This window comes from Sphingomonas oligoaromativorans, from assembly GCF_011762195.1.
GTDB classification, from domain to species: Bacteria; Pseudomonadota; Alphaproteobacteria; order Sphingomonadales; family Sphingomonadaceae; genus Solisphingomonas; species Solisphingomonas oligoaromativorans.
The window spans coordinates 229,957-249,429 of the sequence record NZ_JAASQK010000005.1; the positions used below are offsets into that span (position 1 = coordinate 229,957).

At 67.0% G+C, this 19,473-nt stretch carries 23 protein-coding genes; 20 read left to right on the plus strand and 3 right to left on the minus strand.

Annotation, left to right across the window (positions count from 1 at the left end; translation table 11 throughout):
* Nucleotides 1-19: 19 nt before the first annotated feature.
* The 5 genes from FHS98_RS11870 (at nt 20) to FHS98_RS11890 (ending at nt 3,386) form a co-directional block, all read left to right on the plus strand.
* Nucleotides 20-436 carry a Ros/MucR family transcriptional regulator gene (locus tag FHS98_RS11870; RefSeq protein ID WP_167104889.1) on the plus strand — a complete coding sequence of 139 codons (417 nt, stop codon included), beginning with the start codon at nt 20-22 and terminating at the stop codon, nt 434-436.
* Between the two features lie 71 nt (nt 437-507).
* A complete protein-coding gene (locus FHS98_RS11875; protein ID WP_167104892.1) occupies nt 508-927 on the plus strand; it encodes a Fur family transcriptional regulator in 420 nt (139 codons plus the stop codon).
* A gap of 70 nt (nt 928-997) precedes the next feature.
* Nucleotides 998-1,699 (plus strand): lysophospholipid acyltransferase family protein, encoded by a 702-nt coding sequence (locus FHS98_RS11880; protein WP_341786058.1) that lies wholly within the window; start codon nt 998-1,000, stop codon nt 1,697-1,699.
* 9 nt (nt 1,700-1,708) lie between these two features.
* Complete coding sequence (gene miaB / locus FHS98_RS11885; RefSeq protein ID WP_167104895.1) at nt 1,709-3,061, plus strand: tRNA (N6-isopentenyl adenosine(37)-C2)-methylthiotransferase MiaB; 1,353 nt, start codon at nt 1,709-1,711, stop codon at nt 3,059-3,061.
* A 61-nt stretch (nt 3,062-3,122) separates the two neighbouring features.
* Nucleotides 3,123-3,386, plus strand: coding sequence for a hypothetical protein (locus FHS98_RS11890; RefSeq protein WP_167104898.1), 264 nt, complete (start codon nt 3,123-3,125; stop codon nt 3,384-3,386).
* 85 nt (nt 3,387-3,471) lie between these two features.
* Here FHS98_RS11890 and FHS98_RS11895 read toward each other — a convergent pair whose 3' ends face one another.
* Nucleotides 3,472-4,272: a GDSL-type esterase/lipase family protein gene (locus tag FHS98_RS11895; RefSeq protein WP_167105434.1), complete on the minus strand. Its 801-nt coding sequence runs from the start codon at nt 4,270-4,272 to the stop codon at nt 3,472-3,474.
* Between the two features lie 186 nt (nt 4,273-4,458).
* Between FHS98_RS11895 and FHS98_RS11900 the strand changes: the two genes are divergently transcribed.
* The 6 genes from FHS98_RS11900 to FHS98_RS11925 all read left to right on the plus strand — a co-directional run bounded on the left by FHS98_RS11900 (nt 4,459) and on the right by FHS98_RS11925 (nt 9,374).
* Nucleotides 4,459-5,454, plus strand: coding sequence for a PhoH family protein (locus FHS98_RS11900; RefSeq protein ID WP_167104901.1), 996 nt, complete (start codon nt 4,459-4,461; stop codon nt 5,452-5,454).
* A 197-nt stretch (nt 5,455-5,651) separates the two neighbouring features.
* Nucleotides 5,652-6,158 carry an rRNA maturation RNase YbeY gene (ybeY, locus tag FHS98_RS11905; protein WP_167104919.1) on the plus strand — a complete coding sequence of 169 codons (507 nt, stop codon included), beginning with the start codon at nt 5,652-5,654 and terminating at the stop codon, nt 6,156-6,158.
* A 95-nt stretch (nt 6,159-6,253) separates the two neighbouring features.
* On the plus strand, nt 6,254-7,150 hold the full coding sequence (locus FHS98_RS11910) for a hemolysin family protein (protein ID WP_167104922.1): 897 nt from the start codon (nt 6,254-6,256) through the stop codon (nt 7,148-7,150).
* A gap of 50 nt (nt 7,151-7,200) precedes the next feature.
* A complete protein-coding gene (locus FHS98_RS11915; protein ID WP_167104925.1) occupies nt 7,201-8,571 on the plus strand; it encodes a PQQ-dependent sugar dehydrogenase in 1,371 nt (456 codons plus the stop codon).
* A 73-nt stretch (nt 8,572-8,644) separates the two neighbouring features.
* Nucleotides 8,645-8,944 (plus strand): hypothetical protein, encoded by a 300-nt coding sequence (locus FHS98_RS11920; RefSeq protein ID WP_208402221.1) that lies wholly within the window; start codon nt 8,645-8,647, stop codon nt 8,942-8,944.
* Nucleotides 8,945-9,107: 163 nt separating this feature from the next.
* Entirely contained in the window at nt 9,108-9,374 is a 267-nt protein-coding gene (locus tag FHS98_RS11925) for a hypothetical protein (RefSeq protein ID WP_167104928.1), read from the plus strand.
* A gap of 61 nt (nt 9,375-9,435) precedes the next feature.
* On the opposite strand, the gene FHS98_RS11930 is transcribed toward FHS98_RS11925, so the two are convergent.
* Nucleotides 9,436-9,864 (minus strand): VOC family protein, encoded by a 429-nt coding sequence (locus tag FHS98_RS11930; protein WP_167104931.1) that lies wholly within the window; start codon nt 9,862-9,864, stop codon nt 9,436-9,438.
* A gap of 101 nt (nt 9,865-9,965) precedes the next feature.
* On the opposite strand from FHS98_RS11930, the gene lnt reads away from it, so the two are divergent.
* The 5 genes from lnt to uvrA all read left to right on the plus strand — a co-directional run bounded on the left by lnt (nt 9,966) and on the right by uvrA (nt 16,794).
* Nucleotides 9,966-11,522, plus strand: a complete 1,557-nt coding sequence (gene lnt / locus FHS98_RS11935; RefSeq protein WP_167104934.1) for an apolipoprotein N-acyltransferase — start codon at nt 9,966-9,968, stop codon at nt 11,520-11,522.
* A gap of 41 nt (nt 11,523-11,563) precedes the next feature.
* Nucleotides 11,564-12,778: a methionine adenosyltransferase gene (gene metK / locus FHS98_RS11940; RefSeq protein ID WP_167104937.1), complete on the plus strand. Its 1,215-nt coding sequence runs from the start codon at nt 11,564-11,566 to the stop codon at nt 12,776-12,778.
* A gap of 184 nt (nt 12,779-12,962) precedes the next feature.
* Entirely contained in the window at nt 12,963-13,148 is a 186-nt protein-coding gene (locus FHS98_RS11945; protein ID WP_167104940.1) for a hypothetical protein, read from the plus strand.
* 93 nt (nt 13,149-13,241) lie between these two features.
* Nucleotides 13,242-13,796: a DUF2585 domain-containing protein gene (locus FHS98_RS11950; protein WP_167105440.1), complete on the plus strand. Its 555-nt coding sequence runs from the start codon at nt 13,242-13,244 to the stop codon at nt 13,794-13,796.
* 79 nt (nt 13,797-13,875) lie between these two features.
* Nucleotides 13,876-16,794, plus strand: coding sequence for an excinuclease ABC subunit UvrA (gene uvrA / locus FHS98_RS11955; protein ID WP_167104943.1), 2,919 nt, complete (start codon nt 13,876-13,878; stop codon nt 16,792-16,794).
* A 167-nt stretch (nt 16,795-16,961) separates the two neighbouring features.
* On the opposite strand, the gene FHS98_RS11960 is transcribed toward uvrA, so the two are convergent.
* Entirely contained in the window at nt 16,962-17,312 is a 351-nt protein-coding gene (locus FHS98_RS11960) for a hypothetical protein (protein ID WP_167104946.1), read from the minus strand.
* Nucleotides 17,313-17,325: 13 nt separating this feature from the next.
* Between FHS98_RS11960 and FHS98_RS11965 the strand changes: the two genes are divergently transcribed.
* From FHS98_RS11965 to FHS98_RS11980, 4 genes are all read left to right on the plus strand, one after another.
* Nucleotides 17,326-17,745 carry a hypothetical protein gene (locus FHS98_RS11965; protein ID WP_167104949.1) on the plus strand — a complete coding sequence of 140 codons (420 nt, stop codon included), beginning with the start codon at nt 17,326-17,328 and terminating at the stop codon, nt 17,743-17,745.
* Nucleotides 17,746-17,867: 122 nt separating this feature from the next.
* A complete protein-coding gene (locus tag FHS98_RS11970) occupies nt 17,868-18,296 on the plus strand; it encodes an OsmC family protein (protein WP_167104952.1) in 429 nt (142 codons plus the stop codon).
* A 5-nt stretch (nt 18,297-18,301) separates the two neighbouring features.
* A complete protein-coding gene (locus tag FHS98_RS11975) occupies nt 18,302-18,883 on the plus strand; it encodes a carboxymuconolactone decarboxylase family protein (protein ID WP_167104955.1) in 582 nt (193 codons plus the stop codon).
* Between the two features lie 38 nt (nt 18,884-18,921).
* Nucleotides 18,922-19,392: a DUF2721 domain-containing protein gene (locus tag FHS98_RS11980; RefSeq protein ID WP_243847992.1), complete on the plus strand. Its 471-nt coding sequence runs from the start codon at nt 18,922-18,924 to the stop codon at nt 19,390-19,392.
* Nucleotides 19,393-19,473: the final 81 nt, after the last annotated feature.

A 19,473-nucleotide genomic window follows, 5' to 3' on the forward strand; every position in this document is an offset into this window, starting at 1 on the left:
ATAGTACGAGGTAATCAGTATGTCCGACGTCATTGACATGACCGAAACGCTCATCACGCTCACCGCCGACATCGTCTCGGCCCACGTCAGCAACAACAGCGTCGCGGTCGCGGATGTCCCCGGCCTGATCCAGAACGTCCATGGCGCGCTCACCCAGCTCGGCCTCGGCGCGCCCGAGCCGGAAGTGAAGCAGGAGCCGGCGGTTTCGATCCGGTCTTCGGTGAAGCCCGACTACATCGTGTGTCTCGAAGATGGCAAGAAGCTCAAGATGCTCAAGCGCCATCTGATGACGCACTATCAGATGACCCCTGAACAGTATCGCGCCAAGTGGAACCTGCCGGCCGACTATCCGATGGTCGCCCCCAACTATGCCGAGCAGCGCCGCACCCTGGCCAAGAAGATCGGCCTCGGCACGCGCCGCCGCAAGTCGCGCTGATCGATAGGTCCGGCGGGAGGTGCGAACCATTCGCGCTTCCCGTCGACCATCGAAATCCCTACATTCCCCTCATGCGTAAGATCGATCTTGAGGCGCTCTGCGCCGAAAAGGGCCTGCGGATCACGGAACAGCGGCGAGTCATCGCCCGCGTCCTGTCCGAGGCGGAAGACCATCCCGACGTCGAGGAAGTGCATGTCCGCTCCTCCGCGATCGATCCCGGCATCTCGATCGCGACCGTCTACCGCACCGTCCGCCTGTTCGAAGAGGCCGGCATCCTGGAGCGCCACGATTTCGGCGACGGCCGCTCGCGCTACGAAGCCGCGCCCGAGACGCATCACGATCATCTGATCGACGTCGAGACCGGCCGCGTCATCGAATTCGTCGACGAGGAAGTGGAGGCGCTCCAGCAGCGCATCGCCGAGAAGCTCGGCTTCCGCCTCGTCGATCATCGCATGGAGCTTTACGGCGTCCCCCTCAGCCGCAAGGACTGACCGCGCAGGCCTGCCCCCGCGTGCCGGCACCCTGCCCGCCAGGCTGCGGGCGTGGCGGCGGATCGCGTCGGTGGCTTTGCTGATGCTCGCCTGCCTGCCACTGCATGGCCTGTGGCGGCTGGCGCGGCGCCCCTCCCCCTGGCCACGCCGCTTCCTGCGCACCACCGCCTGGATCGCGGGCGCGGAGGTGCGGATCGTGGGGCGGCCGCTCGCCCATGACGTGCTCTATGTCGCCAACCATCTGAGCTGGCTCGACATCCTCCTCATCGGCGGGGCGACCAACAGCCGCTTCGTCGCCAAGGACGAGGTGCGGCACTGGCCGCTGATCGGCTGGCTGGCGAGCCTCCACGCCACCGTCCATGTCGCGCGCACCGAGCGCGGGCGGGTGCATGAACAGGCGGACCGCGTCCGCGCCGCGCTGGCCGAGGGGCTGCCCGTCACGCTCTTTCCCGAAGGCGGCACGGGACATGGCCATCATGTCGGCCCCTTTCGCGCCTCGCTGATGGAGGCGCTGCTGCCGCCGCGACCGGGGATGAGGCTCCAGCCGCTCGCGATCGACTATGAGGATGCGCCGCTGGTCGCGTGGGAGGGCGATCTCCCGGTGGGCGCGGAGGCGATGCGGCTGCTCGGCCTGCCCGGCCGGCGGCGCGTGACGCTGCACTTCCTCGATCCGATCGACCCCGCCGCGCTGCCCGACCGCAAGGCGCTCACCCACGCCGCGCGCGAGGCGATCCGGCAGGCACTTTGCGAGGACGACGCGCAGCCTGTATAGGCGCGCGCCATGTCCACCCCCCAGACCTCGACTCCGCGCGCCCAGCCCCAGACCTATTCGGTCAAATCCTTCGGCTGCCAGATGAACGTCTATGACGGCGAGCGCATGGCCGAGCTGCTGGGCGCACAGGGGATGCGGGCTGCGGCCGAGGGCGAAGCGGCGGATCTGGTGGTGCTCAACACCTGCCATATCCGCGAAAAGGCCGCTGAGAAGGTCTATTCGGATATCGGCCGCATCGTGAAGAACGCCAACGAAGCGTCGCTGCCCAAGCCGCTGATCGCCGTCGCCGGCTGCGTCGCGCAGGCGGAAGGCGCCGAGATTCCGAACCGCGCCAAGGCGGTGGACATCGTGGTCGGCCCGCAGGCCTATCACAATCTGCCGCAGCTCGTCGCCGATGCGGCCGCCGGCAAGAACGCCCTCGACACCGACATGCCCGCCGCGTCCAAGTTCGGCGCGCTGCCGGCGCGCCGCAAGGTCGGGCCGACCGCCTTCCTCACCGTGCAGGAAGGCTGCGACAAATTCTGCACCTATTGCGTCGTGCCCTATACGCGCGGCGCCGAGGTCTCGCGCCCATGGGGCGATGTGGTCGACGAGGCCAAGGCCCTGATCGACGCCGGCGCCCGCGAGATCACTTTGCTCGGCCAGAACGTCAATGCCTGGGAAGGCGAGGATGAGAAGGGCGCGGTGCAGGGCCTCGACGGCCTGATCCGCGCGCTCGACCGGCTGCCCGGCCTGGAGCGCATCCGCTACACCACCAGCCACCCCAACGACATGACGCAGGCCCTGATCGACGCGCACGCCGATGTCGAGAAGCTGATGCCCTTCCTCCATCTCCCCGTGCAGGCCGGCTCGGATCGCATCCTCAAGGCGATGAACCGCAGCCACACGACCGAAAGCTATCTGCGCATCATCGAGCGTGTCCGCGCCGCGCGGCCGGATATCGCGCTGTCGGGGGACTTCATCGTCGGCTTCCCCGGCGAAACGGAGGAGGATTTCGCCGCCACGCTCGCGCTGGTGAGCCAAGTGAACCACGCGCAGGCGTTCAGCTTCAAATACAGCCCCCGCCCCGGCACGCCGGCCGCCACCATGGCCGACCAGATCGCCGCGGATGTGATGGACGAGCGCCTCCAGCGGCTTCAGGCGCTGCTCAACAGGCAGCAGCACGCCTTCAACGCGGCGACGGTCGGCCGCCGCACCCGCGTGCTGATCGAGCGCGCCGGCAAGCTGCCGGGGCAGATGCTCGGCAAGTCGCCCTGGCTCCAGTCGGTCCATCTCCAGACAGAGGCGAAGATCGGCGACATGGTCGATGTCGAGATCGTGGCCGCCGGGCCGAACAGCATCAGCGGCCTCGCGCTCGCCTGAGCGCATTCAAACGCGGTTCAGCGCATAAGGCGGAGCATGGTCCGATCCATGGGAGGGGACCATGATTCGCTTCGCCCTGCTGCTTGCGCTGTTGCCCGCCGCCGCGGCCGCTTCCGGCACGCATCCCGCCGACAAGATCGGCTGCATCCGCGATCGGGCCGAGCTCGCGGAGGACAAGGGGAAAGCCGGCTTCCACCGGCTCGGCGAACTGCCGCCCGCCAACGAGCAGCTCACCGTCATCCACTCGGTCGACGGCTGCCAGAAGCCGGTGATCGTGCGCTATGGCATCGGCGGCGGGGCCAAGGCGGCACCCGCCAAGCCCTGACCCGGATCATTATTTTCTGACCTCGTCCTTCCTCGTCATCCTGACGAAGGTCGGGATTCATTCTCGTTTCGCGAGATAGGAAGCGTTAGCGCTTCGCCAGCGCCTTCCCGATCGCGGCTTCGGCGATCGGCGCCATCTTCGCATAGCCCGCCGCGAGCGGATGGACGCCGTCCTCGGTAAGGCCGCGCTGCATCAGGCCATGCTCGTCGACCAGCGCGCTGTAATAGTCGGCATAGACATAGCCCCGCCGCGCGCAGAACGCCTTGAGCCACGCGTTGATGGCGCGCAGCTCGTCCGGGTGGCGCTCCTTCACCACGTCGCGCGCCTTCTCGCTATAGTCGTTGACCGGCAGGATCGAGGCGAACACCACGCGGATATGATGCGCGTCGGCGAGATCGGCCATCGCTTCATCATTGGCCTCGATGCTCTCGGCCGTCTCCTGCTGCATGAAGCCCTGCACGTCGTTGACGCCCGCGAGGATCACGACGACGGAGGGCTTCAGCGCCACCACATCCTGATGGAAGCGCAGCAGCATCTGCGAGGTCACCTGGCTGCCGATGCCCCGGTTCACATAGGGCTTGCCGGGGAAATAGCTGCCAAGGTTCCAAAGATCGGTGATCGAGTCGCCGAGGAAGACGACGCGCTTCTCCCCCTTGGCGGGCGGCGGCAGCGCGGCATCGGCGGGGGCGTAGAGATAGCGTTCGCCGAAATCCTGCATCAGGCTCGGCACCAGCTTGGCGCGGAACGGCCCGAGCCACGGCCCCCAGTCCTTCTCCTGCACGGTGCGCCGCTCGGGCGAGCTTTGATAATGTTCGGCCATCGCCGGCGCCGCCACCTGCGCCGCCGCGGCCATCGCCAACACCCAGCCCGCAATCCGTCCCGCCATCATCCTCTCCTTGTCGTCATCCCCAACCTACTGATGGAATAAGATTTCACAAATGAAATTACTTCCATCGCGACTGTGGCCCGGCTGCATCGCGCGAGGGCGAGCGCGAAAGGCTTCGCTTGGGCACTAGCAATTGTCATGATGCAGGCTCACCTTGGGGACAGCACTCAAGCTCGAAAGGATCGAATGAGCCGCAAGCCCGTACCCGCGCAGGCCGGCGAACGTGCCCGCATCGAGGTTCTGTTCGACAAGCCCCAGCTCCTCGGCCGATTGTTCGGCGAATACGATCAAAACCTGATCGCGATCGAGAGCCGGCTGGGCGTCTATATCTCCGCGCGCGGCAACAAGCTGGTCATCGAAGGGGTCGCCGAGCAGATCGGCCGTGCCCGCGACGTGCTGACCGGGCTCTACAACCGCATCACGCAGGGGCAGGAGATCGATACCGGCGCGGTGGACGCCGTGATCGCCATGTCGGCCGAGCCGACGCTCGACGGCATCATCCGGCAGGATGTCAGCCAGCCGCCCGCCGTGATGATCCGCACGCGCAAGAAGACGATCGTCCCGCGCTCAGCCAACCAGATCCGCTATATGGAGGCCCTGGCCCGCGACGAGATCGTGTTCGCGCTCGGGCCGGCGGGCACCGGCAAGACCTATGTGGCGGTCGCGCAGGCGGTGCAGATGCTGATCCAGGGGCAGGTCGACCGCCTGATCCTGTCGCGCCCGGCGGTCGAGGCCGGCGAGCGGCTGGGCTTCCTGCCCGGCGACATGAAGGAGAAGGTCGATCCCTATCTCCGCCCGCTCTACGACGCGCTCTACGACATGCTTCCCACCGAGCAGGTCGAGCGGCGCATGGCGTCCGGCGAGATCGAGATCGCGCCGATCGCCTTCATGCGTGGCCGTACCTTGAGCGACGCCTTCATCATCCTCGACGAGGCGCAGAACACCACGCCCGCGCAGATGAAGATGTTCCTCACCCGCTTCGGCCAGAACAGCCGCATGGTGGTGTGCGGCGATCCCCGGCAGGTCGATCTGCCCGAGATCGGCAAATCGGGCCTGGCGGACGCCGTGGGCAAGCTGGAGGGCATCCCCGGCATGACGATGATCCGCTTCGGCGCGGCCGACGTGGTCCGCCATCCGCTCGTCGGCAAGATCGTCGAGGCCTATGAGGGGCCGGACGCCTGATCGTCCGCTCGCTTGTCTTCCATCCGTCATCCTGACGAACGTCAGGATCCAGAGCCCCGGTCGTTTCGCCTGATGCTCTGGACCCCGGATCAGGTCCGGGGTGACGGAGGAAGAGCAAAGCCTCTGCCATTGACGCTCCACCTCCGTTAGGGCGTAGCGCGCGCGGATCGGCCTTTGCCGGGATGACGGAGTGAGGAATGCTGCAAGTCGAAACCGATGCCGAGGGCTGGCCCGAATCCGATCGCTGGACCGAACTGGCCGACCGCGCCGTGCGCGCCGCGATCGCGCATTCGCCCGACGCCCGCTTCCTCACCGATCCGATGACGGTGGAAGTCTCCGTCAAGTTCACCTCCGACGACGAGGTGCATCAGCTCAACCGCGACTATCGGCAGAAGGACAAGCCGACCAACGTCCTCTCCTTCCCGATGGTGCAGGAAGACCTGCTCGAAGGGCTCGACAATTCGGACGACGGCGAGGTGCTGCTCGGCGACATCGTGCTCGCCCATGGCGTCTGCGTCCGCGAGGCCGCCGAGAAGGGCGTCACCGTCGAGGCGCACGCCACCCATCTGGTCGTCCACGGCACCTTCCACCTGCTCGGCTTCGACCACATGACCGATCAGGATGCCGAGGAGATGGAAGCCGCCGAGCGCGATGCGCTGGCCTCGCTCGGCATCGAAGATCCCTATGCGGTCGACGATGGCTGAAACGTCCGAACGGGCGCGTAAAGGTGGCTCGACTCGCCCCCGCCCGCGCCCGTACATTGCAGGCCACAAGCAACAAGGGGTTCTCCACCACCACCATGCCTGACGATTCCAGTAGAAGCCCCGCCGGACAAGGCGGGAACCTGTGGTCGGGACTGCGCCACCTGCTGTTCGGGGAAGATGCCGAACCGACGCTGCGCGACCAGATCGCCGAGGCGATCGAGGAGCATGAGGACGACGCGCCCAACGCCCGCGACCTGTCGCCGGCCGAACGCATCATGCTCCAGAACCTGCTCGATTTCGGCGAGCGCACCGTCCGCGACGTGGCCGTGCCGCGCGGCGACATCATCGCCATCGAGGAGGATGCGAGCTTCGACGTGCTCGTTGCGCTCTTCGCCGAGGCCGGCCATTCGCGCCTCCCCGTCTATCGCGAGACGCTCGATACCGTCACCGGCATGATCCACATCAAGGACGTGTTCGCGATCCTCGCCGGCAAGGCGCCGAAGCCGGAGAGCATCTCCGCGCTGATCCGCCAGCCGCGCTATGTCCCCGAATCGATGGGCGTGATCGACCTGCTGGCCGAGATGCGCACCCACCGCACCCACCTCGCCATCGTGGTCGACGAATATTCGGGCACCGAGGGCCTCGTGACGATCGAGGATCTGGTCGAGGAGATCGTCGGCGACATCGAGGATGAGCATGACGACGCGCCGGTGGAACTGCTGGTGCCGCTCGACGACGGCTGCTGGGACGCCGATGCCCGCGCCGAGCTGGAGGACGTCGCCGAGACGATCGACCCCCGCCTGGCCGAGACCGACGAGCCGGTCGACACGCTGGGCGGCCTCGCCTCGCTGATCGCAGACCGTATCCCGCGCGTCGGCGACAGGCTCGTCCATGACAGCGGCTGGACGCTGGAGGTGACCGGTGGCGACCATCGTCGCGTCACCCGCCTGCGCCTTCATCCGCCCATTGCGGAACCGGCCGAAGAAGAGTGATGTTCTCCCCTGGCCCCGGCGTCCGCCGGCGGCCCGTGGGAGATTGCCTCATGCACCTGCTGAAGCCCACCCTGCTTCCGTCGCTGGCAATGGCACTTCTGCTCGCCGGCTGCGGCGACAGGGCGACACTCGACGAGTCGGCGGGGCAAGGCCCCAACCCCGCGCTGCCCGACGAGGTGCATGACTGGATTCCCACCGTGAAGGTGGCCTCCGTCGTCGGCTGGGCGGACGGGCAGACGCCCAAGCCCGCCACCGGCCTCGCGGTCAACGCCTTCGCGCGAGATCTCTCGCATCCGCGCTGGCTGGCGGTGCTGCCCAATGGCGACGTGCTGGTGGCCGAGGCCAGCGCCCCGCCTCAGCCGGGCGAGGCCAAGGGCATCCGCGGCGCCGTCCAGCGCTGGCTGTTCAAGAAGGCGGGCTCGGCGGTGCCGTCGGCCAACCGCATCACGCTGCTGCGCGACACCGATGGCGATGGCGTGGCCGATGTGAAGACCACCTTCCTCAACGATCTCCACAGCCCGTTCGGCATGGCGCTGGTGGGCAACACGCTCTACGTCGCCGACACCGACGCGCTGCTCGCTTTCCCCTATCAGCCGGGCGAGACGGCGATCCACGCCGCCCCCGTCAAGATCGTCGACCTGCCCGGCGGCCCGATCGACCATCACTGGACCAAGAACGTCATCGCCTCGCCGGACGGATCGAAGCTCTATGTGACGGTGGGCTCCAACTCCAATGTCGGCGAGAACGGCATGGCCGCCGAGCAAGGCCGCGCCGCCATCTGGGAGGTCGATCCCAAGACCCACGCGCACCGCATCTTCGCGGGCGGGCTGCGCAACCCCAACGGCATGGGCTGGGCGTCCGACGGGCGGCTGTGGACGGTGGTGAACGAGCGCGACGAACTGGGCTCCGATCTCGTGCCCGATTATCTGACCTCGGTGGAGGACAGCGACTTCTTCGGCTGGCCCTGGCGCTATTGGGGGAGCCGTGTCGACGCCCGCGTGAAGGCGCCGGCGCCGGATTATGTCGGCAACACCCGCGCGCCGGATTATGCGCTGGGCGCGCACACCGCTTCGCTCGGCCTCACCTTTGCGACCGGGCAGCGGCTCGGGCCGGGCTATGCCGAGGGCGCCTTCATCGGCCAGCATGGCTCGTGGAACCGCAACCCGCCGTCGGGCTACAAGGTGGTGTTCGTGCCCTTCTCGGCCGGCCATCCGACCGGCGCCAAGCCGACGACCGTGCTCGACGGCTTCCTGGTCGGCAACAAGGCACGCGGGCGGCCGGTGGGCGTCGTGATCGACAAGCCGGGCGACCTGCTGGTCGCGGACGATGTCGGCAATGTCGTGTGGCGCGTCACCCCGGCCGGCGGACAGGCGCCGACGCGCATGGCCGCCGCCGTGCCCCAAAGGCTTGCTGGCTGGTGAATGCGCCTCTCATCCGGCGTTCAGTTGCCTCCTCGTAAAAGAGGTTAACGTCGAACGAATCGGAGATGCTGTCATGCGCATCATGCCTGTTGCCCTCACCGCGGCGGCCGCACTGGCCGGCTCCGCCATCGTCGCCACCCCGGCTTCCGCGCGCACTTTCGTGTCGGTCGGCATCGGGGCGCCGGTCTATCCGGCCTATTATGGCGGTTACTATCCCGGCTATTACCCGCCCGCTTATTATGGCTACGCGCCGGTCTATTACGGCGGCTATTATGGCGGGTATCGCCATTATTACGGCGGCGGCTATTATCATCGCGGTTATTACGGCCGTGGCTATGGCCATGGCTGGCACGGCCGGGGTCATCGGCGCTGATCGCCGATCCTGAGCACATCATCCGAAGAGGCCGGACGGAAACGTCCGGCTTTTTCTTTATCCTCTTCCCAATATGACTTTCATTTCACTGAACATCCACCTCAGGCGAAGTTCATGACGACGGATGCAAAGTGATTCCCGTCATCGCGAAAGGAGATTTTCCATGCGAACGGGTCTCATCATCTTTGCTGCCGCCGCCACGCTGGCCACGGGCGCGGTCTCCGCGCCGGCCATCGCCGCCGGCCAGTATTACGGCAACGGCTATGGCTATGGCGATCGCCACGATCATCGTTGGGACCGCCATCATCGCTGGGACCGTCACGACCGCGACTGGCGCCGCGATCATTGGCGCCACGAACGTGAGCGCGAGTGGCGCCATCGCCACCACCGCGACTACGGTTATGGCTATGGCAATTATTACGGCTGGTGATCGCGCCGGCTGATGGCCGAAGGGGCCGGGTGGAAACGCCCGGCCCCTTTTGTCATGGCGGTCAGGCGGTGGCGAACAGCTTGGCCGGATCGCGGAATGCCTTGAATTCCAGCGCATTGCCGGACGGATCGCGGAAGAACATTGTCGCCTGCTCGCCCGGCTGGCCGACGAAACGGATGTGCGGCGCGATGCCGAAGGAGACGCCCGCCGCCTCCAGCCGAGCCGCCAGCGCCCGCCATTCCTCCCAGCCCAGCACGACGCCGAAATGCGGCACCGGCACGTCATGGCCGTCGACCGGGTTGGCCGTCGCATCCTCCGACAACGCGCGCGAGGCATCGAGATGGGCGACGATCTGGTGACCGTAGAGATCGAAATCGATCCACGAGTCGGCGCTCCGCCCCTCCGGGCACCCCATCAGGCCACCGTAAAAGGCCCGCGCGGCATCGAGATCATGCACCGGGAAGGCGAGATGGAAGGGACGCATCGTCATGGCCCCCTCGTAGCCCCCTCGAAACGCCGCGGGAAGATCGCCGCGAGCGGCCGGACGCGATCCGCTGGCATTCGCGGCCGAGGCAGGTTAGCGGACGCAGCATGGCACCGCTTCTCTCGGCCCTCGCGCTTGGCCTGCTGTCCGCCTTCGGTTTCGCGCCCTATGGGCTGTGGCCGCTGACCCTTCTCTCCTTCGCGCTGCTCTTCCTGTTCCTCGGCCGGGCCGGGACGTGGAAGCAGGCGGCCGCGATCGGCTGGTGCTTCGGCTTCGCGCAGTTCGTGCTGGGGCTGGACTGGATCGCCACCGCCTTCACCTATCAGGCCAACATGCCGGCCTGGCTCGGCTGGGTCGCGGTGGCGCTGCTCTCGGTCTATCTCGCGCTCTATCCGGCGCTGGCGACCGCCTCGGCCTGGTGGGCGACGAAGCGGATCGGCGGCGGGGCGGCGACGCTCACCCTGTTCCTCGGCGCGAGCTGGGCGCTCAGCGAGTGGCTGCGCGGCACGATGTTCACCGGCTTCCCGTGGAACCCCATCGCCGTCTCGGTGGTGGACCTGCCGCTCGCGCACCTTGCGCGGATCACCGGCACCTATGCGCTGTCCGGCCTTGTCGTGGCGTCGGCGGGCTTCATCCTGATCCTCGCCACCCGCCCGCGCGAGGCACTGGCCCGCGCCAATGTCCTGAGCGCCGCCAACATTCCCGGCGCGATCGGGCTCGGCCTGCTGGTCGGCCTCTATGCGGTGCCTGCGGTTCTGCTGCGTTTCGATCCCCCCGCCCCGCCGCCCGCAGGCAAGGGACCGACGGTCCATCTCGTCCAGCCCGACATCGGGCAGGGCGAGCGCTGGGCGCCCGAACTTTCCGCCCGCCACCTCGCCCGGCTTCAGGCGCTGTCGGGCATCCCCGGCACCAAGCCGCGCCTGATCCTCTGGCCCGAGTCGGCGATCGAGGACAATGTGCAGGAAGACCCCGCCGCGCGCGCCCGGCTCGCCTCGATCCTCGGGCCGAACGACATCTTGCTCGGCGGCGGCGAAGCCCCGATCCGCGACTCGACCGGCGAGGAGATCGCCGCGCGCAACTCGATCTTCGCGATCGGCGCGGGCGGGCGGCTGATCGCGCGCTACGACAAGGCCCACCTCGTCCCCTATGGCGAATATCTGCCGATGCGCCCGATCCTCTCGCGCATCGGCGTGTCGCGGCTCGTGCCCGGCGTGCTGGACTTCATTCCCGGCCCCGGCCCGCGGAGCATCGACCTGCCGGGCTTCGGCACCGTCGGGATGCAGCTCTGCTACGAGATGGTGTTCTCCGGCCATGTCGTTGACGAGGCGCATCGTCCGGCCTTCATCTTCAACCCCTCGAACGATGCGTGGTTCGGCCCGTCCGGCCCGGTGCAGCACCTGGCGCAGGCGCGGCTGCGCGCCATCGAGGAGGGCATTCCCATCGCCCGCGCCACGCCCAACGGCGTCTCCGCGCTGATCGATGCCGACGGCCGCCTGCTCAAGAGCCTGCCCGCGCACGCCATGGGAATGGTGGAGCTGCCGATGCCCGCCGCCCTGCCGCCGACGATTTTCGCCCGGATCGGCAACTGGGCGGTGCTGCTGATAGCCCTCCTTCTGGGTGGGCTGGCATTTGGCGCTAGGCGATATAAAGAGAGCTTTATATAAAGCTTCCTCTAACTGCTTCCTTCCAAGGATCATCCGAAACGATGCGCAGCGATTATCTCTTCACGTCCGAGTCCGTGTCCGAAGGCCATCCCGACAAGGTTGCCGACCAGATCTCCGACGCCGTCGTCGACCTGTTCCTGTCCAAGGATGCGGAGGCGCGCGTCGCCTGCGAGACGATGACGACCACCAACAAGGTCGTCCTGGCCGGCGAAATCCGCTGCAAGGGCGTGTTCGAGAACGACCGGTGGGCGCCGGGCGCGCTCGACGAGATCGAAGCCGCCGTCCGCGCGACCGTGAAGCGCATCGGCTATGAGCAGTCGGGCTTCCACTGGCAGACCTTCGACTTCGAGAACAATCTCCACGGCCAGTCCGCACATATCGCGCAGGGCGTCGACGAGAGCGGCAACAAGGACGAAGGCGCCGGCGATCAGGGCATCATGTTCGGTTACGCGACCGACGAGACGCCCGATTACATGCCCGCGACGCTCTATTACTCGCACCGCATCCTCGAGAAGATGGCGAAGGATCGCCACGCCAAGGTCGTCCCCTTCCTGGAGCCCGACGCCAAGAGCCAGGTGACGCTCCAATATGAGGGCGGCGTGCCGGTCCGCGCCACCGCGCTGGTCGTCTCGACCCAGCACGCACCGGGCTATTTCTACGACGGCAACGAGGGTTCGCCGGAGCTCTACAAGGAGCTTCGCGACTATGTCGTCGGCGTCATGACCGACGTGCTGCCGGAAGGCTTCATCACCGACGAGACCAAGATCTACGTCAACCCGACCGGCCGCTTCGAGATCGGCGGGCCGGACGGCGACGCCGGCCTCACCGGCCGCAAGATCATCGTCGACACCTATGGCGGCGCCTCCCCGCACGGCGGCGGCGCCTTCTCGGGCAAGGATCCCACCAAGGTGGACCGCTCGGCCGCCTATGTGTCGCGCTATCTCGCCAAGAACGTGGTCGCGGCGGGCCTCGCCAAGCGCTGCACCATCCAGCTCAGCTACGCGATCGGCATCGCCGAGCCGCTGTCGATCTATGTCGACACCCACGGCACCGGCACCGTCGACGAGGCGGCGATCGAGGCGGTGCTGCCCAAGCTCGTGCGCCTGACGCCGAAGGGCATCCGCACGCATCTCGGCCTCAACAAGCCGATCTATCAGGCGTCCGCCGCCTACGGTCATTTCGGCCGCCAGCCCGAGGGCGACTTCTTCTCCTGGGAGAAGACCGACCTCGTCGACGCGCTCAAGGCCGCGTTCTGATCCGATGCCGGGCCGGCGCGGGGATGCCCTCCGCGCCGGCCCGAACGAATCTGCCGGCAACTTGATCTGCCTTAGTATGCAAGGCCTCCGATCTGCTATGATGCCTCCATCGCCGGCCGTCTTCCGCAGGTGCCGGCGACGAGAGATGGTATAGTGCTCTGACCTGCACATGGCGGAGCGGTTCATGCATTATCGGCTCTATGGCCTCGACGATTCCACGGGGAAGATCGTCAATGGCAACGACTTGCAGGTGAAGACCGACGAGGATGCGATCCGTGTCGGCCACGAGACCTATCCCGAACACAGCTTCGAAATCTGGTGTCGCGCGCGCCGCGTGCTGACCCATCGCGCGGGCGAGTCCGCCGCATAGGCGAGTCGCTGGCGCTCCGCCGCGCATCGGGGCAGGATGGCGGCCATGGACCGTCCGATCACCACCGGCATCCATGGCGGCCCCGTGGCGGGCATGATCCGGCACCGGCACGCGCTCTTCGTGCTGCTCATCCTGCTCGCCGCCGGGCTCATCGAGTGGGCCAATGGCCGCTCGCTCCTCTGCCCATGCGGCCATGTCGCGCTGTGGACCGGCACCGTCCATGGCCCCGAGAACAGCCAGCAGATTGCCGACTGGTACAGCCTGAGCCACCTCGTCCACGGCCTGCTCTTCTACGGAGGCCTTTGGCTGGTCGCGCGGCGCTGGCCGGTGGGGCGGCGGCTCGTGCTGGCGACGGCGATCGAGGCGGGATGGGAATTGCTCGAAAACTCGCCCATCATCATCGATCGCTATCGCGCCGCGACGATGGCGTGGGGCTATTCCGGCGACTCCGTCCTGAACTCGATGAGCGATATCCTGTTCATGATCGCCGGCTTCCTCATCGCCCGGCGGCTGCCAACATGGGGATCGGTGGCGTTGGGCCTCGCGCTGGAACTGATCGCGCTCGCCGCGATCCGCGACAATCTGACGCTCAACGTGCTGATGCTCGTCCATCCGATCGAGGCGGTCCGCGTCTGGCAGGGCGGCTGAGGCGCTTGCACTTTCCGCATGGGCGACCCACTTCATGAGCGGTTGCCCTCCTCGAACAAATATGGAACAAATCAGCCCCATGCTGACTCACATCTCCGTCCGTGGTGCCCGCGAGCACAATCTCAAGGGTGTCGATCTCGATCTGCCGAGGGACAGACTGATCGTCATCACGGGGCTTTCGGGCTCGGGCAAGTCGAGCCTCGCCTTCGACACCATCTATGCCGAGGGGCAGCGCCGCTATGTCGAGTCGCTGTCGGCCTATGCGCGCCAGTTCCTCGAGCTGATGCAGAAGCCCGACGTCGATCATATCGAGGGCCTCTCCCCCGCCATCTCGATCGAGCAGAAGACGACCTCGCGCAATCCGCGCTCGACGGTCGCGACGGTCACCGAGATCTACGACTATATGCGCCTGCTGTGGGCGCGGGTCGGCATCCCCTATTCGCCCGCGACGGGCCTGCCGATCAGCGCGCAGACGGTCAGCCAGATGGTCGATCGCGTCATGGCGTTGCCCGAGGGCACGCGCTTCCTGCTGCTCGCGCCGGTCGTCCGCGGGCGCAAGGGCGAGTATAAGAAGGAACTGGCCGAGTGGCAGAAGGACGGCTTCCAGCGCGTCCGCATCGACGGCACGATCTACGAGATCGAGGAAGCTCCCGCGCTCGACAAGAAGTATAAGCATGACATCGAGGTGGTGGTGGACCGCCTCGTCGTCCGCCCGGATATCGAGACGCGCCTCGCGCAGAGCTTCGAGACGGCGCTGAAGCTGGCCGAGGGGCTGGCTTATGCCGACGTGCTGGGCGAGGTGCAGCCGACCGCCGATCTCAAGAAGGGCATCAAGGCGCTGGCGCTGCCCGAGGGGGTGGCCGAGCGGATCACCTTCAGCGAGAAGTTCGCCTGCCCCGTCTCGGGTTTCACCATCGCCGAGATCGAGCCGCGCCTCTTCTCGTTCAACGCGCCGCAGGGCGCCTGCCCGGCCTGCGATGGCCTGGGCGAGAAGCTCTATTTCGATCCCGACCTCGTCGTCCCCAACGAGCATCTGTCGATCAAGCAGGGCGCGGTCGTGCCGTGGGCGAAGAGCAATCCGCCCTCGCCTTATTACATGCAGGTGCTCTCCAGCCTCGCGGCGGAGTTCGGTTTCGATCTCACGACGCCGTGGAACGAGCTGACGGAGGAACAGCGCGACCTGATCCTCCATGGTTCGAAGGGCCGCGCGGTGACGCTGCGCTTCATGGACGGGCGCAAATCCTATGAGGTGAAGAAGCCGTTCGAAGGCGTGATCGGCAATCTCGAACGCCGGATGCTCTCGACCGAGAGCGCGTGGATGCGCGAGGAGCTGTCCAAGTACCAGTCGTCGCGCCATTGCGAGGTGTGCGAAGGCGCCCGCCTCAAGCCCGAGGCGCGCGCGGTGAAGATCGCGGGCGAGGACATCTCGATCGCCACCCGCCGCGCGGTCGGCCCGGCGCTGGCCTTCTTCCGCGACCTGCCCAACCATCTGAACGACCAGCAGAAGCAGATCGCCGAACGCATCCTCAAGGAGATCGTCGAGCGCCTCGGCTTCCTCGACAATGTCGGCCTCGATTATCTCAACCTCGACCGCACCTCGGGCACGCTGTCGGGCGGCGAGAGCCAGCGCATCCGTCTGGCGTCGCAGATCGGCTCGGGGCTGTCGGGCGTGCTCTATGTGCTCGACGAGCCCTCGATCGGCCTCCACCAGCGCGACAATGACCGACTGCTGGTGACGCTGCGCCGCCTGCGCGATCTCGGCAACACCGTGATCGTCGTCGAGCATGACGAGGATGCGATCCGCACCGCGGACCATATCGTCGACATGGGGCCGGGCGCCGGCGTCCATGGCGGCGCGGTGGTGGCCGAAGGCTCGCTCGACGACATCCTCGCCAACGAGAATAGCCTGACCGGCGACTATCTCGCCGGCCGCCGCGCAGTGGGCGTGCCGTCCGAACGCCGCAAGGGCAATGGCAAGAAGCTGACGGTCAAGGGCGCGAAGGCGAACAACCTGAAGGACGTCACCGCCTCGATCCCGCTCGGCACCTTCACCTGCATCACCGGCGTGTCGGGCTCGGGCAAGTCGACATTCACGATCGACACCTTGTTCGCCTCCGCCAGCCGGACCTTGAACGGCGCGCGCGTGCTGGCCGGCGCGCACGAGAAGATCGAGGGGCTCAAGCATCTCGACAAGGTGATCGACATCGACCAGTCGCCGATCGGCCGCACCCCGCGCTCGAACCCGGCGACCTACACCGGCGCCTTCACCCAGATTCGCGACTGGTTCGCGGGGCTGCCGGAGTCACAGGCGCGCGGCTACAAGCCGGGCCGCTTCAGCTTCAACGTCAAGGGCGGGCGCTGCGAGGCGTGCAGCGGCGACGGGCTCATCAAGATCGAGATGCACTTCCTGCCCGACGTCTACGTCACCTGCGACGTCTGCCACGGCAAGCGCTACAACCGCGAGACGCTGGAAGTGACCTTCAAGGGCAAGTCGATCGCCGACGTGCTCGACATGACCTGCGAGGACGCGGTCGAGTTCTTCAAGGCGGTGCCCGGCATCCGCGACAAGATGGCGATGCTGGTCGAGGTGGGGCTCGGCTATGTGAAGGTCGGCCAGCAGGCCACCACCCTGTCCGGCGGCGAGGCGCAGCGCGTGAAGCTCGCCAAGGAGCTGTCGCGCCGCGCCACCGGCAACACGCTCTACATCCTCGACGAGCCCACCACGGGGCTCCATTTCGAGGATGTGCGCAAACTGCTGGAGGTGCTCCACGCGCTGGTCGAGCAGGGCAATACGGTGGTGGTGATCGAACATAATCTGGAGGTCATCAAGACCGCCGACTGGATCATCGACCTCGGCCCCGAAGGCGGCGACAAGGGCGGCGAGATCGTCGCCACCGGCACGCCCGAACAGGTGGTGAAGGAGAAGCGGAGCTATACCGGCGCGTATCTCAAGCCGCTGCTGGAGATGGCGAAGGGTGAGCGCGTGGCGGCCGAATAACAGGCCGTTCGGCGAGGTCCGCCCGCATTTTCCCGCGCCGATCTCGCCCGGACGCAAAAAGCCCCGTGACGAAAGGGGGAGATCGTCACGGGGCTTTCCGAACTATCCGCTGGTGCGGATCACGCAACCATACGCAACCTTCCCCGCCCGGAGGCGGGGCACAAAACTCAGTTGGCGGCCAGCGCCTGGTTGGCCGGCACCTCGGTGTCGAGCTGCGCCATCAGCTTGTGCGAAACCGTGAAGGACACGTTGCTGAAGCCAATGCGGCCGTTGACGCGGCTGTTCGCCACATGCAGCTTGAACGCGTCGCCCGTGCTTTCGACGCGGCCGTTGAGCTGGATCGAGCCATCGGCCAGACGATCGGCGGTATAGCTGTAGCGGTCACCATCGCGGGTGAAGGTGTGGACATCCGAAGCCAGCGCCGGGGCGGCGACGGACGCGAACAGCAGGGCGGGAACGAGGAAACGACGCATGTGGGGCACTCCGATGTCGCCGGCCTTGCCAGCGGTGTCATTCATGGAGCGCGAGATAGTGTCCTACGCTGTCATTTCAAATGTGAAATGGGAACCTGTGCGTGCAGAACATGCACGCAGCCGCAGCAATTCCGGCGATGCCTCTCAGCGCCGCTCGGGAAAGGATGGCCATGAAGCGACCGGCCTCGAACAGGACGGGGAAGCCGGACGCCCGTCATTCGTGCCGATGTTCGGGTGGATCGGCCGGACGCACCGCCGCCCCGCCCCGGCTCGCCTGCGTGCTGCCGACGGGCAGCGCATCGTGGCGATCGCGATGACGCGGCGCAGCACCCGGACCATCCTGCCGCTCTCCCACGGGGCGCCCCGGTTCGAACGGCTCGACCGGCTGTCCGGTATCCGGCTCGGGCTGGCCTACGGCGTTGAGGTGCGGTTTCCCGCCCTTGTCAGGAGTCATCATCACGCCTTCTCCCGCGGCTAATTCTCATGCACGATCAACGCACCGGGTCTCGGGACGGTCCTCGCATCGTCCCGCTTCACCGGATGTTGGTCAGAGGAGGATGGCTGAGGCGCAACCCTGCAACCCGACGAACGGAGATTCCGATGACGATCCGCACAGCGACCGCGCGTTACGAAGGCCTCGGCAAAAACGGCAAGGGCCGTGTTTCCACCCAGTCGGGCGTGCTTCAGGATCAGGCCTACGACTTCACCACCCGCTTCGGCGAGGAGCCCGGCACCAATCCGGAGGAACTGGTCGCCGCCGCGCACGCCTCCTGCTTCACCATGGCGCTGTCCTTCGCGCTGGCCGGCGCGGGCTACACCGAGGGCACGCTCGACACCAGGGCGGCGGTGACGCTGGAGAAGGATGGCGACGGCTTCAAGGTCTCCAAATCGGCGCTGACGCTCACCGCGCGCGTGCCGGGCATCGATCAGGCGCAGTTCGACCAGATCGCCGCCGGCGCCAAGGCGGGCTGCCCGATCTCCAAGCTGCTGAACGCCGAGATCACCCTCGACGCCACGCTGGAGGGCTGAGCCTCATGCGCCTTCCGCTGATCGCGCCGGCCGACCTCACCGAGGAGCAGAAGCCGCTCTACGCCGACATGAAGAAGGGCATCTCGTCCAACTTCAACGCCTTCATCACGGTCGCGCCCGAGGGCACCGCCGAGGAAGGCGCGCTGATGGGGCCATGGAACCCCTGGCTCCATGAGCCCCGCATCGGCGGCGCGGTGTGGGAGCTGACCAAGGCGATGTCGATGGAGGCGACGCTGCCCGATCCGGTGCGGCAGATCGCCATCCTGGTGACGGGCGCCCATTTCGACGCGGCCTATGAGCTTTACGCCCATATCGCCGTCGCCGAGAAGGACGGCATGTCGGACATGCGCCTCGCCACGCTCGTGTCCGGCTCCCGCCCCACCGATCTCTCGCCGGAGGAAGGCGTCGGCTATGACGTCGCCTTCGCGCTGGTGAACGGCGGCGTGCTGCCCGAGCCGGTCTATCGCCTTGCGGTGAAGACCTTCGGCCAGCACGGCGCCAACGAGCTGATCTATCTGGTCGGCCTCTATTGCCTCGTGTCGATGACGCTCAACGGCTTCAACGTGCCCGTGCCCGAGCGCGACTGATTGACTTATCCGGCGGGGGGCCGCCATCCTCGACGGATATGGCCACCCCGCCCCTTCCCATGCCGATGCCGGCCGCCGAGACGATCGCCCACACCATCCAGCTTGCGGTGGCGCCGGTGTTCCTGCTCGCGGGCCTGGGGCAGTTGCTCAATCTGCTGGCGACGCGGCTCAGCCGCGTGGTCGACCGCTCGCGCTGGATCGAGGAGCGCTTTTCCGAACTCGACCGATCGCGCGCCGTATGGGAGCTGCGCCTGCTCGATCGGCGCATGTCGATCATCAGTTGGGCGATCACGCTCTGCACGGTGAGCGCGGTGGCGGTCTGTCTGGTGGTGGGCGGGCTGTTCCTGGCGCGGCTGCTCGGGATGGGCTTCGGCCGGTCGGTGGCGGCGCTGTTCATCCTGGCGATGATCCTGCTGGTGGCGACGCTCGGCCTGTTCCTGTTCGAGGTCCATTTCGCCAACCGCAGCATCCGCGTGCGCAACGATCTGCTGGAACGCGACAAGCTCTGAAACGAGGCGATTTCCCGCAAACGAGAAAGACCGCCGAGGTTGCCCCCGGCGGTCCCGCATGGTCAGCGACCGGAGTACCGG